The 12338-nt window shown below is 68.3% G+C and carries 14 protein-coding genes; 6 read left to right on the forward strand and 8 right to left on the reverse strand.

What is annotated here, in order from left to right; all coding sequences use genetic code 11:
* Positions 1 to 23 precede the first annotated feature (23 nt).
* From E3O62_RS15530 to mgrA, 4 genes are all read right to left on the reverse strand, one after another.
* Positions 24 to 722 carry a hypothetical protein gene (locus E3O62_RS15530; protein ID WP_134399114.1) on the reverse strand — a complete coding sequence of 233 codons (699 nt, stop codon included), beginning with the start codon at positions 720 to 722 and terminating at the stop codon, positions 24 to 26.
* 73 nt (positions 723 to 795) lie between these two features.
* Positions 796 to 1035, reverse strand: a complete 240-nt coding sequence (locus tag E3O62_RS15535) for a hypothetical protein (protein ID WP_134393949.1) — start codon at positions 1033 to 1035, stop codon at positions 796 to 798.
* A 76-nt stretch (positions 1036 to 1111) separates the two neighbouring features.
* Positions 1112 to 2068, reverse strand: a complete 957-nt coding sequence (locus tag E3O62_RS15540) for a DMT family transporter (RefSeq protein ID WP_166786518.1) — start codon at positions 2066 to 2068, stop codon at positions 1112 to 1114.
* A 5-nt stretch (positions 2069 to 2073) separates the two neighbouring features.
* Positions 2074 to 3081, reverse strand: coding sequence for an L-glyceraldehyde 3-phosphate reductase (gene mgrA / locus E3O62_RS15545; protein ID WP_134399116.1), 1008 nt, complete (start codon positions 3079 to 3081; stop codon positions 2074 to 2076).
* 17 nt (positions 3082 to 3098) lie between these two features.
* On the opposite strand from mgrA, the gene msrA reads away from it, so the two are divergent.
* The 5 genes from msrA (at position 3099) to E3O62_RS15570 (ending at position 7332) form a co-directional block, all read left to right on the forward strand.
* Positions 3099 to 3620, forward strand: a complete 522-nt coding sequence (gene msrA / locus E3O62_RS15550; RefSeq protein ID WP_134399117.1) for a peptide-methionine (S)-S-oxide reductase MsrA — start codon at positions 3099 to 3101, stop codon at positions 3618 to 3620.
* A 394-nt stretch (positions 3621 to 4014) separates the two neighbouring features.
* Positions 4015 to 4497 carry a single-stranded DNA-binding protein gene (locus tag E3O62_RS15555; protein WP_134399118.1) on the forward strand — a complete coding sequence of 161 codons (483 nt, stop codon included), beginning with the start codon at positions 4015 to 4017 and terminating at the stop codon, positions 4495 to 4497.
* Between the two features lie 110 nt (positions 4498 to 4607).
* Entirely contained in the window at positions 4608 to 5141 is a 534-nt protein-coding gene (locus tag E3O62_RS15560) for a hypothetical protein (protein WP_241973544.1), read from the forward strand.
* A 5-nt stretch (positions 5142 to 5146) separates the two neighbouring features.
* Complete coding sequence (gene ettA / locus E3O62_RS15565) at positions 5147 to 6829, forward strand: energy-dependent translational throttle protein EttA (protein ID WP_134393944.1); 1683 nt, start codon at positions 5147 to 5149, stop codon at positions 6827 to 6829.
* An 8-nt stretch (positions 6830 to 6837) separates the two neighbouring features.
* Positions 6838 to 7332 (forward strand): thioesterase family protein, encoded by a 495-nt coding sequence (locus E3O62_RS15570; RefSeq protein WP_104103299.1) that lies wholly within the window; start codon positions 6838 to 6840, stop codon positions 7330 to 7332.
* A 22-nt stretch (positions 7333 to 7354) separates the two neighbouring features.
* Here E3O62_RS15570 and E3O62_RS15575 read toward each other — a convergent pair whose 3' ends face one another.
* Together E3O62_RS15575 and E3O62_RS15580 are read right to left on the reverse strand one after the other, a co-directional pair.
* The gene (locus E3O62_RS15575; protein ID WP_134393943.1) at positions 7355 to 7768 is read right to left on the reverse strand and encodes a ubiquinol-cytochrome c reductase iron-sulfur subunit; all 414 of its coding nucleotides are present in this window, start codon (positions 7766 to 7768) and stop codon (positions 7355 to 7357) included.
* A 104-nt stretch (positions 7769 to 7872) separates the two neighbouring features.
* Positions 7873 to 8748, reverse strand: a complete 876-nt coding sequence (locus E3O62_RS15580) for an acyl-CoA thioesterase II (RefSeq protein ID WP_241973545.1) — start codon at positions 8746 to 8748, stop codon at positions 7873 to 7875.
* 78 nt (positions 8749 to 8826) lie between these two features.
* Here E3O62_RS15580 and E3O62_RS15585 point away from each other — a divergent pair, with 78 nt between their 5' ends.
* Positions 8827 to 9504 (forward strand): hypothetical protein, encoded by a 678-nt coding sequence (locus E3O62_RS15585; RefSeq protein ID WP_134399119.1) that lies wholly within the window; start codon positions 8827 to 8829, stop codon positions 9502 to 9504.
* An 85-nt stretch (positions 9505 to 9589) separates the two neighbouring features.
* Here E3O62_RS15585 and E3O62_RS15590 read toward each other — a convergent pair whose 3' ends face one another.
* Together E3O62_RS15590 and E3O62_RS15595 are read right to left on the reverse strand one after the other, a co-directional pair.
* Positions 9590 to 10669 (reverse strand): nitronate monooxygenase family protein, encoded by a 1080-nt coding sequence (locus E3O62_RS15590; protein WP_134399120.1) that lies wholly within the window; start codon positions 10667 to 10669, stop codon positions 9590 to 9592.
* A 70-nt stretch (positions 10670 to 10739) separates the two neighbouring features.
* Positions 10740 to 12305: a PucR family transcriptional regulator gene (locus E3O62_RS15595; RefSeq protein ID WP_134399121.1), complete on the reverse strand. Its 1566-nt coding sequence runs from the start codon at positions 12303 to 12305 to the stop codon at positions 10740 to 10742.
* Between the last annotated feature and the right edge of the window lie 33 nt (positions 12306 to 12338).

The raw sequence follows: 12338 nt of genomic DNA on the forward strand, positions 1-12338 counted from the left end.
GCGCGGCGGCGGCTCACGGACGTCTAGCTCTGGAGCGGGGTGGGGCGCACTTCCAGTGCCTGCACGTCGTCGAGGAGGCGCTGGGTCTCCGTCGACGCCGAGGCCGTTCCAGAGTCGTACTGGAGCGGGGCAGGCACGGGCGCGGCCGGCGCGGCGGTGAATTGGTCGTGGTGCTGCTGGGCGGTCCAGGCATCCTGCTCGGCGAGGAGGTTCTTCTCGGTGCTGTTCTGAGAGACCTTCCACCGGTCGAGGTCGCTCTGGAAGATCTTGCGGGTGCGGCCCGGCTTGTCCTGCCATTCGACCAGGCGGTCGCGGAATTCGAGCAGCGCGGGCTCGAGCTGGTACCCGAACGTGGCCGAGGTGCGCTTGAGCTCAGCGAGCTGATGCGCGGCCCAGTTCGCGGCGACGCCCGAACCCTTGATCGGCAGGAGGCGCAGCTGCACGTCTGCCTGGCCCACCGCGCGGTCGGCCATGACCTGCTCCTGTGGCGTGAGCGAGTTCCAGACGGATGCCTCGGTCGCGGCATCCACGAGGGTGCCGATCACGGCCGCCTTGAGAGCCCGGTCGTTCTGAGCCAGGAGACGTTTGATCGCCCCGCGGGAGATCACCGCCGCCAGAAGGCTGGCGACGACGATCGAGACGATGAGCACCACGGCGCTGAAAACCATGGACTGATTGCTGGCTGCCGTGAGCCAGGATACAAAACTATTCCACCACTGCATGAGCGCACTTTACCGGCGTCTCGGCCCGATCTCCGGGAGCGGCGCGGCGTGCCCTGCGGAGAGGTGCGCGCCGTCAGCGGAAGCAGTCGGCTGCGTCGTCGATGCGCCAGAACGAACCGACGTTCATTGTGCGGGTGGCGGCGAGCAGGCGCCGCGCGGCGAAGTGGTCGCCGTCGGCCTCGGTGCGGCGCTCGATGTGTCCGAGCACCATGCCGGACCGGTTCGAGACCCGCCAGAGGCCGTCTTTCACGGGAACGAACTGCAGACCGCGGATGACCGGCAGTCGGGGTGCTGGGGACGCTGGTGTGGACATGGAATTCTCCGAGATCGACCGTATGCGGGTGAGGGTCCCCTCAGGCTACGGAGAGCCACCGACAGCGGATTCGGCGCTACCGCAGAGGTCCGTTCAGCAGAACCATGTCCTGGCTGGCCAGGTCGAGGTCCACAACCCGGTTCGGACGCGCGGTCTGGGCGACGACGATGCCCGCGAGCACAAGGACCACCCCTGCCATCTGCAGCCCGTCGAGGGACTCGCCGAGCCAGAGGAACGCGAACGCGAAGGCGAAGATCACCTCCGAGGCAGACACGATGCCGGCCGCCGTGGCAGTCAATCGGCCGAGCGCCATGTACGAGAACAGATACGGGGCGAAGGAGCCGAACACGCCGTTCCACAGCGTCAACAGCCACAGCGGGAGAGACACCGCCCCGAGGTTGCCCGTCAACGCGACATCCTGAACCAGGGTCTGCGGCTCGATTCGCCACCAGGCGCTGAACACGAGCCAGAACGCGCTGGCGAAAAGCATGGACCAGAACGACACGGCCAGTGGCGAGGTCGCGGCGACCTGCCGCTCCCCGACCAGGAAGTACACGGCCAGGCAGATTGCGGCGAGGATTCCCGCCAGCACACCCAGGCCGGAAAGGGTGCTGGCCCAGATCTGGGCGACGACAGCCATGCCGATCAGAACGCAGCCGATGGCCAGCCAGATGCGGGATTTGACCCGCTCCTTGAAGACGAACCGGGCGACCAAGGCGACGATCAGCACCCCGGTGTACTCGAGCATGAGCGCGATGCCCACCGGCAGCAAACTGATCGCCACTGCGTAGAACCACTGGATCAGGGCGACCCCAGCCACCCCCAGCACGGCCATCACCGCGAGCTGGCGCAGGCTGATGCGGAACGCCCGCCGGTTGGTCACGAGCAACAGACCGCCGGCCAGGAGGGCCACGACCGTGACCCGGAAGAAGGTCAGCTGGGCCGGGGACAGGCCCGCCTCCACGATCACCTTGGTGGTGCTGCCGTTGAGGCCGAAGAGCAGCGACGCGAGGAGAGCGTAGAGGTAGCCCACTTCGCTCAGCCCAGACCGGTGCCGTGCACGGCGTACGGTTCGATCTCGTCGATTTCGACCTGGGTGAGGGGCGGGGCATCCAGTGCCGCCACGGTCTGCTCGAGCTGGTTCACGCTGCTCGCGCCGACCAGCACACTGGTCACCGACGGCTGGCGCAGGATCCAGGTGACCGCCAGCTGGGCCAGCGTTTGGCCGCGCTCGGCGGCACACTCGTTGAGGGCGCGGGCTCGGCCCTGGTAGGTGTCGGTGAGAACGTGCTCCGATAGGAAATCGCTCGTCGCGACCCGCGAGCCTGCCGGAACGGTGCCGTCCAGATAGCGGTCGGTGAGAAGTCCCTGTGCGAGCGGCGAGAAGACGATGCTGCCCATGCCGAGCTCGTCGAGCACGGGGAAGAGCCCGTCTTCGACGTGGCGGTCGAACATCGAGTAGCGCGGCTGGTGGATCAGGAGGGGGATCTTGTGCTCGGCCAGCGCCGCCGCCGCCGCCCGCGTCTGCTCGGGGCTGTAGCTGGAGATGCCGACATAGAGGGCCTTGCCCTGCTGCACGGCCGACGCCAGCGCGCCCATGGTCTCCTCGATGGGAGTCTCCGGGTCAGGCCTGTGGGAGTAGAAGATGTCGACGTAGTCGACGCCGAGCCGGCCCAGGCTCGCGTCGAGGGAGGAGAGCAGGTACTTACGGGAACCGAAATCGCCGTAGGGGCCCGGCCACATGTCGTAGCCGGCCTTGCTGGAAATGATCATCTCGTCGCGGTAAGCGCGGAAATCTTCGGCGAAGATGCGGCCGAAGTTGGTCTCGGCGGCTCCGGGAGGAGGACCGTAGTTGTTGGCCAGGTCGAAGTGGGTGACCCCCAGGTCGAAGGCACGGCGCAGGATGGCGCGTTGGGTCTCGATCGGGCGCTCGTGGCCGAAGTTGTGCCAGAGGCCAAGAGACAGCGCCGGCAGTTTGAGGCCGCTCCGTCCGACGCGTCGGTAAGTCATGTCGGCATAGCGGTTCGGAGCTGGAACGAAGGTCATGCCGTTACTCTAGGGGTGTGCAAACTTTTGTGGTCGCAGGTGGATGTTTCTGGTGTCTCGATGCCGTGTATCGGGTGTTGCGTGGCGTGAGCGAGGTGATTTCCGGGTACACCGGGGGAGGGGCTCCACGGCCCACGTATGAATCGGTGTGCACGGGCCGTACCGGCCATGCCGAGGCCATCGCCGTGACGTTCGACCCGGAGGTCATCCCGGCCAGCGTCATCCTCGACGTGTTCTTCACGCTGCATGACCCGACCCAGCTGAACCGCCAGGGCGCCGACGTGGGCACCCAGTACCGGTCGGCGATGTTCTATACCGACGACGAGCAGAAGCGGCTCTTCGAAACCGCTCGCACTCGCGCCTCCGAATGGTGGGGCGGCGGCATCGTCACCACGATCGAGCCGCTGGGCGAGTATTTCGTGGCCGAGGATCACCACCAGGACTTCTTCGCCAAAAACCCGGGTCAGGGCTACTGCATGGCCGTCGCGCTGCCCAAGGTGAACAAGATCCGCAAGTCCTACGCCGAATACCTTCTGTAACGGCGCGGGTCGTGTACTCGTCGGCACCGAGTGTCGCTCGGCGCGGCGACATGAACGGGTTGTCCAGCTGCCGTGCCAGCGCTGCCGAGACCGCCGTGGGGAAACCCGGGCCCGAACGAATTCGACGGAGATTGTGCCCGAAGCGGCATTAGAAGCTGTGGGGTGACACCGACCGCGGCGCGCACCCGGACCCTCTCCGTCAGAAGCGCGCCAGCCCTCCCCAGATGTGGGGGGCGGTCATTCGGCACAGGTTCCGGATGCCGCGGCCGAGCGTCGTTGTGCCGCCGCACACTCGGAGTACGCGATCTGGGGCGGCGGAGCCAGGCACGAGCCGTCGCTTCAGGTCGCGTGTTCCGGGCAGTCGTCCGGGGCTCACCGGATGAGGGAGACCGTAATGAGCGACAGCATCACCGTGACCGGAATCGTGGCCACCACGCCCCGTCACCTCGTGACCAGTTCGGGGCTGGCCATCACGTCGTTTCGGTTGGCGTCGAGCCAGCGTCGCTTCGACCGTGTGAAACAGACCTGGGTTGACGCCGAGACCAACTGGTACACGGTGTCCTCCTTCCGGCAGCTCGCCCATAACGTGGAGCGCTCGGTGCGCAAGGGTGAGCACGTGGTCGTGGCGGGGCGGTTGCGCATCCGGCCGTGGGAAAATGCCGACCGCAACGGTACCTCGGTCGAGGTCGAGGCAGAGACCGTCGGGCACGACCTGGCCTGGTGCAGCACCGTCTACACGCGCTCGCCGTCGCCCGGCGCAGCGTCGGCGCCACACCCGACCGAGCCCACGGGCGGCTTCCTACCTGCCGATACTCGCGATGCACCCCCGATGCGCGATGAGGCTGAGTCCGCGGCGCTAGTCGGGGTCGACTCCTGACGGCGGCAACTCGGCACGATCATCAGCACAGTCACCGGAATAACGTTCGGGGACACGGGGCATCTGGCAGACTCAGAGGTCTGACCGCACCGCGGTCGCGGAAGGACCACGTGCCGGCACGATCAGATCGGGAAACCCGGAGACGTCCAACCGGCATCCGTTCGCCACGCACCGGAAGCGCGTCGCTGCTCGGGCTGGCCGTCACGGTGAGCCTCGCAGCCTGCTCGGCGGCACCGGCGGCGACTCCCTCAAGCTCGGCCACGGCGTCGGCCTCGGCTCGTCCGACTGCGAGCGCGGCGCCCATACTCGCGCCGCAGCTACAGCCGGAGAAGGATGCCGCGGCGAACCTGGCCTACTTCGACAGCGTCGCCACGGCGGTCGTCACCGCCGACGAGAATGCCGGCGGGCGGGCGTTCGTGGACGCGCTGGGGGCCTCCGGCTTCGACCGGGCACAAATGGAGGTCACCTTCGACGAGACGAACATCGACCTCGCAGCGGACTCGATCCAGTTCTCCGTTCGGTTCAACGGCGAATGCCTGATCGGGCAGAACGGACCGGCCACGGGCGGGTACCACAGCGCGGTCACGGCGATCCTCGCATCCGGAACGTGTCTGGTCGGGGCCACTCGGCAAATAGACTGGTAAGTACTATGGCTGAATTTATCTACACGATGGTCCGCGCTCGCAAGGCGGTCGGCGACAAACTGATCCTCGACGACGTCACCATGTCGTTCTTCCCCGGCGCCAAAATCGGTATCGTGGGGCCGAACGGCGCCGGAAAATCCACGATCTTGAAGATCATGGCCGGGCTGGACACCCCCAGCAACGGCGAGGCGAAGCTCTCGCCCGGCTACTCGGTCGGCATCCTGATGCAGGAGCCCGAACTCGACGAGACCAAGACGGTCCTCGAGAATGTCCAGGAGGGCGTCGGCCCGATCAAGGCCAAGGTCGACCGGTTCAACGAGATCAGCCTCGCACTCGGCGAACCCGACGCGGACTTCGACGCACTGCTGGCCGAAATGGGCACGCTGCAGGAGGCCATCGACGCCGCCGACGCCTGGGACCTCGATTCCCAGCTGGAGCAGGCTATGGACGCCCTCCGCACCCCGCCGGGCGATTACTCCGTCGCCGAGCTCTCCGGCGGTGAGAAGCGCCGCGTGGCGCTGACCAAGCTGCTGCTGCAGAAGCCCGACCTGCTCCTCCTCGACGAGCCCACCAACCACCTCGACGCCGAAAGCGTGCTGTGGCTCGAGCAGCACCTGGCCCAGTACCCCGGCGCCGTTCTCGCCGTCACCCACGACCGGTATTTCCTCGACCACGTGGCCGAGTGGATCGCCGAAGTCGACCGCGGCCACCTGTACCCCTACGAGGGCAACTACTCGACCTACCTCGAGAAGAAGCAGGAACGACTGCTCATCGCGGGCAAGAAGGACGCGAAGATGGCCAAGCGCCTCGCGGACGAGCTCGAATGGGTGCGCTCGAATGCGAAGGGCCGTCAGGCTAAGTCGAAGGCGCGTCTCGCCCGCTACGAAGAGATGGCGGCAGCGGCCGAGAGCACCCGCAAGCTCGACTTCGAAGAGATCCAGATTCCCGTCGGCCCGCGCCTCGGCGCCCAGGTCATCGACGCCAAGAAGGTCAAGAAGGGCTTCGGCGACCGGGTCCTCATCGACGATCTCTCCTTCACCCTCCCGCGCAACGGCATCGTCGGTATCATCGGTCCCAACGGCGTGGGCAAGACCACGCTGTTCAAGACGATTGTCGGACTCGAGCCGCTGGACCAGGGTGAGCTGAAGATCGGCGAGACGGTCGACATTTCCTACGTCGACCAGAGCCGCGCGGGCATCGACCCGAACAAGTCGCTCTGGGAGGTCGTCTCCGACGGCCAGGACTACATCCAGGTCGGCAAGACCGAGATCCCGTCGCGGGCCTACGTGTCCACATTCGGGTTCAAGGGTCCCGACCAGCAGAAGAAGGCCGGCGTGCTCTCCGGTGGTGAGCGCAACCGCCTCAACCTGGCGCTCACCCTCAAGCAGGGCGGCAACCTGCTTCTGCTCGACGAGCCCACCAACGACCTGGACGTCGAAACCCTCGGCTCGCTCGAGAACGCGCTCCTTGAATTCCCCGGCTGCGCCGTGGTCATCACCCACGACCGGTGGTTCCTCGACCGAATCGCCACGCACATCCTCTCCTATGAGGGCACCGACGAAGACCCGGCGAACTGGTACTGGTTCGAGGGCAACTTCGAGTCGTACGAGCAGAACAAGATCGAACGCCTTGGCCCGGATGCCGCGAAACCGCACCGGTCCGCGTACCGCAAGCTGACCCGCGACTAGGGCCCGCGATGAAGCTGCGCGTTCCGGTGAAGTTGCGCTGGTCGGACCTGGACGCCTACGGCCACGTCAACAACGCCGAGTTATTGCGTGTGCTCGAGGACGCGCGCATCCAGGCGTTCTGGCCGGATGAAGACGGCGACGGCCCCGGGGCGTTCGCCGGCACCGCCGTGCTGGACGGGCGCCCGGGCGCGGCGACGCTGACCCTGATCGCGCGAATGGAGGCCGAGTATCTGGCGCCGATTCCGTATCTGAGGCAGCCTCTGGACATCCGTCTCTGGCTCGGCAAGCTCGGCGGCGCCAGCCTCGAGGTCTGCTACGAGGTCTGGACTCCGATCGGCCTGGAGCCGGCGGTTCTCTTCGCGCAGGCGAGCACCACAATCGTGCTGGTGGACGCCGCGACCGAGCGGCCACGCAAGATCAACGAGGTTGAGCGCGCCGCGTGGGCTCCATACGTCGACGAACCCATCCGATTCACCCGGCGCGCGTCCCTGCCGGCGGAGTAGGCCGGCCCGGACGCAGTCCGCCTCAGCCTGCGGTGACGGCGTCGCCGGTGACGGTGACCTTCACCGGCGCCAGCGGTTCGGTCGCCGGTCCGGCAAGGGCCTCGCCGGTGGCACGGTCGAACTTCGAGCCGTGGCATGGGCAACCGAACTCGTCCTTCGCCGATTTGACCACGCAGCCCTGGTGGGTGCAGATCGCGCTGAACGCCACCACGGTGCCGGCCGTGGGCTGGCTGATCAGGATGGGCTTGCCATCGAGGGAGGCCTCGATCGAACCGCCCACGGGGATGTCGGCGAGCTTGGCTACCTCCACCGGGCCAATGTTGCCGGTGCCGGAGTCCTCGGCGCCGTCGGTGCTGCAGCCGACCAGCGCGACGGCGGTGCCGGCGGTGCCGAGCAGAAGCGCGGTGCGGCGGGAGATGTCGGTGGCGTTCGTCATGGTTCTCCTCGATCGGGCGGGCGTTCAGGGATGTTCATACACGTTCAGACACGTTCGAACACGTTCGGAGTTGCTCAGTAGACGCTCAGACCATGTGAAGGAGGCTACTCCGCGTTCGTGGGTACGCGCAGCATGCCCTCTTGGGCGACCGTGGCGAGAAGCAGGCCCGCCCGGCTGTAGATGCTGCCGGTGGAGAGCCCGCGTCCACCCTGGGCGGTCGGGGAATCCTGTACGTAGAGCATCCACTCGTCGACCCTGCCGAAGCGATGGAACCACATGGCGTGGTCCAGGCTCGCAACCTTGAGCCCGGGGGTGGCCCAGGCCACGCCGTGGCGGCGCATGACAGGCTCCATGATCGAGTAGTCGCTGGCGTATGCCAGCGCGGCGCGGTGCAGGTCAGGGTCGTCGGGCAACGGGCCCATGGTCTTCATCCACACGGCCTGGCGAGAGGTGTGCTCGCCGTCCACCTTGAGGTAGATCGGTGACGGCAGGTGCCGCATGTCGAACGGACGCTCGTTCGCCCAGTAGCGGGCGATGGAGTGGTCGACCTGGGCCAGGGCATCCGCCGCCGTCGGCAAGGACTCCGGGTCGGGCATATCGGTCGGCATCTCGATCTGGTGCTCGAGGCCTTCATCATCGTCTTGGAACGAGGCGATCATCGACAGGATCGGGTGCCCGTCCTGATAGGCCTGCGTGCGGCGGGTGGAGAAGGAGCGGCCGTCGTGGATGCGATCGACGGAGAAGGTGATCGGTTGGCCCACGTCGCCGGGGCGTAGGAAATAGCCATGCATCGAGTGCACATGGCGGTCGTCGGGAACCGTGCGCATCGCGGCGACCAATGACTGGGCGAGCACCTGCCCGCCGAAAACGCGGCCGAGCGGCATCCACTGCGACGGCCCGGTGAAGATGTCCTCGCTGGTGCGGGCGCCCGTGTCGGTGAGGTCCAGGGCGGCTAGAAGGCCCTCCATCGGTAAGTCCATGTGGCCTCCTCAGGCGCGTGGCGGTGCAGACGCGCGCGCCGGTGTGACGCGCGACGTACCTTGGTAGTTTAGGAGCAGATGAGTAAGTCATTTTCTCTCCCAGAGTCCCTGTCCCTTCGCGACCTCCAGGTCTACCTGTCCCGCGCCAGCCGGGTGGAGGACGGTTCCGTGCGCCTCATTCAGGCCGCGGGGGTGCTCGCCGTCTACACCGCGATCCTCTATCCGCGCGGTCTCCTCGACTCCAGCCCGACCGTGCTGGGCCTGCGCACCTTCGCGCTCACCGCCCCGGTCGAGCTCGACGCGGTCGTTCCCGTGCGCTCCCTGCTGGACCGCCTCGCCCGCCTCACCGCGGCCGTGCGGGAGGACGAGGCGACAGTGACCGTAACCGTGCCGCTGGAAGTGACCACCGTGACCTGGGCCGGTATCTCGCCGCCCCAAGGCGGCTGGACCCTGCTCGGTGAAACGGATGCCGCCCTGCTCGACGGTGCGGCGCAGGCCGGCATTGAGGAAGTCGCCGCCGTCATCCCGGCGGGAACCGGCGGGCAGATCGTGCAGCGGGTGCGCTCCGAAGTCTGGAGCCGCCCGATCCCCGGCCTGGAAATCGTGCCGGCCGGCGCCGCCTTCGCGGCCGTCAGCCTCGGCTTCCTGCCGAAAAACGAGCCCGTGCGCCTGTTTGAGACGGGCCTGTGGACCCGGCTGAGCACGAGCCGCGGCCACATCCTCGTGCGTCGCAAGCCCTGGTCGCTGAGCCGCTGACTATTCGCTGGGTGTTCGCACCCTGCCCCGAACGAATTCGACGGAGATTTTGCCCGGATCGGCCTTAAACTGGCCGAGAATCGGCTCAAACATCAAAATCTCCGTCGAACTGGTTCGACACCGGTCGTTGACTCGGCGACACGCGGGCGTCCTGCCACAGCCGGGTGAGCACGTCGGCCGCCGGTTCCTCGCGGGCAAAGCGGAAACCGGTGCCCGCCCAGAGGGCGAGCCCGTCGGCGTCGCCGCGTCGACCCGCATCCGCCCTGAGGCCACTGGTGAGATGGTTCACCTGCGGATAAGCCCGGGGCGCGGTGGCGTCGTGCTCGATGATGAACGCGTTGCGCAGACCCCGTGCCGGACGCCCGGAGAACGCGCGCGTGACCACGGTGCGATCAAAGTTCGGGTCGACGAGCGCGTCCTTGTGCGCCTGATGGGCGCCGGACTCCGCGGTGCGGAGGAACGCCGTACCGAGTTGCACGGCGTCCGCGCCGGCTGCCAGGAGCGTCGCGATCCCAGCACCGGAGTGGATGCCCCCGGCCGCGATGAGCGGCAGAACCGCCAGGTCCGAAATGGCGCGGACCAGTTCGATCAGGGGGGTGGTCTCCGGTTCTTCGGCCGTCGTGAAGGTCGCCCGGTGTCCGCCTGCTTCCGGGCCCTGAACGCAGAGCAGATCGACTCCGCGTTCCTCCGCGAGTACCGCCTCCCGAACCGAGGTGACCGTGGCGATCACGCACGCGTCGACGGCGTGCAAACCGTCCACGGCCTCGGCCGGCGGCAACCCGAAGGTGAACGACACCACGGGGACTCGGTGCCCGATGAGAAGGGCCACCTTGGCGGAGAACCAGTCATCGTCCGCGGTTAGTGTCGGGGGCAATTCCACGCCGTGTTCCAGCGCGGTCGCTGTCAGGCTCCGGCGGTAGGCATCGACTCCGGCCCGGTCGGTCAGTGGCGGCCCGGGAACGAACACGTTCACGCCGTACGGCGTTCGCGAGCCCTGATGCACGTCGGCGATCTGCCGGGCCAGCGCATCCGGGGTCTTGTACCCAGCGGCCAGGAACCCGAGGCCGCCGCCCGCGCTGAGGCTGCGCACCAGGGCCGGGGTGGACGCGCCACCAGCCATGGGTGCCGCGATGATCGGAATGCGAAGGTCCTTCAGGCTGAACATTGTCTCTTTCCGGTGTGTGGGTGCGTACGTCACAGTGTGCGAGGCGCCTCGTGCGTGCGGTGTTTCGGGCCTATCCCGCCGACGCCAGCAGCGCCGCCCAGAGGTCGGCGCGGGCGTGGAACGCGCCGAGGTCCCGCCCGAGCAACTGCTCGGCGTGGCTGATCCGGCCGCGCACGGTGTGTCGGTGCACGCCGAGCTCCGACGCGGCCGGGCCGAACTGGCCGTTGTGCTCGAGCCACACCCGCAGGGTGGGGAGCAGCGCCGTGCCGTGGGCAGCATCGTGGTCGGAGAGCGGCCGGAGGGTGGCGCGGCCGACCTCCGAGGCATCCGTTCGGGCCAGGAACGCGAGCACGCCCTGCCGTGAGATCACCTCGAATTCGACGATGCCAGCTGCGCCTTCGTGGGCGCGCTCGAGCGCCTGTCGGGCCTGGGCCGCCGCGTGCGGCAGGGCGCGGTAGGCGCTCCGGTCGGAGACGCCCACGTGCAGGCCGAGGCCCACCAGCTCGGCGAGCACCGGATCGGCGGCGAGATCGACGACGAGCAGCACCTGGCCGCCCTCGCGGGCGAAGAACAGGTGCCCGGGGCGCTCCTCGACCCGCAGTTCGAGCAGCTCGGCCAGAGCGTCCCAGCGTTCGGGCGGTGGGGAGACGACGGCGACCCGTACCGGCTCGGCCGGGAGGGCACCCCAAAGCTCCCGGGAGATGCTCTGCACCAGCGGCAGGTCGCCGCCGAGCAGCGCCTGCAGCAGCCCGGACCGCAGGTGGCCGCGGGCGCGACCCTGAGCGCTGTTCTGTTCGAGTGCGAGCCCGGCGAGGGCGATGACGCTGGTCACCACCTGCTGGCTGGCCTGGTCGAGCAGGGTGACGCCGCCGAGGGCCAGCACCCCGCGCAGCTGGCCCTGCCGCCCCAGGGTCTGCAGGGTCAGGGTCTCGCCGCCCTCGTCGAGGGTGGTGCCGGCCCGCTGCCCGCGGCGGAGCAGCCGGCCGGCCTCCGCCTGCACCTGCGGCAGCGCGGGGGAGGAGGTGGAACCGGAGAACGCGTCGCGGGGGAAGACCCGGTCGAGCGCGCCGCTCGCGTCGAAGAGCGCGACCCAGTGGCCCAGCTGCCGGGACAGCTCGCTGAGAATGTTGCTCAGGCCGTCGGGTCGGAGGGCCGCGTGCGAGATGGCCCGCTGGGCGTCCAGCGCCCAGGTGTTGCGGGCGTAGCGCAACTCGGCGACCAGGTCGCCGGCCGCACGCGCCACCGCGATGAACGGAGTGTCATAGGGCACCTCGATCAGGGGCAGCCCCTCGGCAAGGCAGGCCGCAACGAGGGCCTCCGGCGTGCCGGCGCGCACGACCTCCGTGCCGAAGCCGAGACAGGCGATGCCGCGGGCCGTGAGCCGGCGCACGTAGTCGCGGTAGTAGGCATCCGTCATCGGGTCGGCGAACTGGGTGCCGGTGGTGAGGAGCACCTGGCTGGCGGAGAGAAACGGCGTCGGGTCGGCCAGGTCGGAGCCGTGAACCCACTCCACGGGCTGGTCGAGCGCGTGTGCCGGCAGCTGCGGCTCGGCCGTGAGCAGGCGCAGCTGGAGGCCGGGCTGGGCCAGCAGGCGGCGCACGGTGGGCAGGAGCGGCGGGGCCAGGTTCGGAGCCATGCGACGAGTGTACAACGTGGCGAAAGTTCACCC

The sequence above is a fragment of the Cryobacterium sp. TMT2-15-1 genome (assembly GCF_004402345.1).
Classification (GTDB): Bacteria; Actinomycetota; Actinomycetes; order Actinomycetales; family Microbacteriaceae; genus Cryobacterium; species Cryobacterium sandaracinum.

Excerpts from the sequence above, each read along its gene's own strand:
- E3O62_RS15530 (WP_134399114.1), bottom strand. The coding sequence starts at position 722 with ATGCAGTGGTGGAATAGTTTTGTATCCTGGCTCACGGCAGCCAGCAAT.
- E3O62_RS15535 (WP_134393949.1), bottom strand. The coding sequence starts at position 1,035 with ATGTCCACACCAGCGTCCCCAGCACCCCGACTGCCGGTCATCCGCGGT.
- mgrA (WP_134399116.1), bottom strand. The coding sequence starts at position 3,081 with ATGACCTTCGTTCCAGCTCCGAACCGCTATGCCGACATGACTTACCGA.
- E3O62_RS15555 (WP_134399118.1), top strand. The coding sequence starts at position 4,015 with ATGAGCGACAGCATCACCGTGACCGGAATCGTGGCCACCACGCCCCGT.
- ettA (WP_134393944.1), top strand. The coding sequence starts at position 5,147 with ATGGCTGAATTTATCTACACGATGGTCCGCGCTCGCAAGGCGGTCGGC.
- E3O62_RS15570 (WP_104103299.1), top strand. The coding sequence starts at position 6,838 with ATGAAGCTGCGCGTTCCGGTGAAGTTGCGCTGGTCGGACCTGGACGCC.
- E3O62_RS15575 (WP_134393943.1), bottom strand. The coding sequence starts at position 7,768 with ATGACGAACGCCACCGACATCTCCCGCCGCACCGCGCTTCTGCTCGGC.
- E3O62_RS15580 (WP_241973545.1), bottom strand. The coding sequence starts at position 8,748 with ATGGACTTACCGATGGAGGGCCTTCTAGCCGCCCTGGACCTCACCGAC.
- E3O62_RS15585 (WP_134399119.1), top strand. The coding sequence starts at position 8,827 with ATGAGTAAGTCATTTTCTCTCCCAGAGTCCCTGTCCCTTCGCGACCTC.
- E3O62_RS15590 (WP_134399120.1), bottom strand. The coding sequence starts at position 10,669 with ATGTTCAGCCTGAAGGACCTTCGCATTCCGATCATCGCGGCACCCATG.
- E3O62_RS15595 (WP_134399121.1), bottom strand. The coding sequence starts at position 12,305 with ATGGCTCCGAACCTGGCCCCGCCGCTCCTGCCCACCGTGCGCCGCCTG.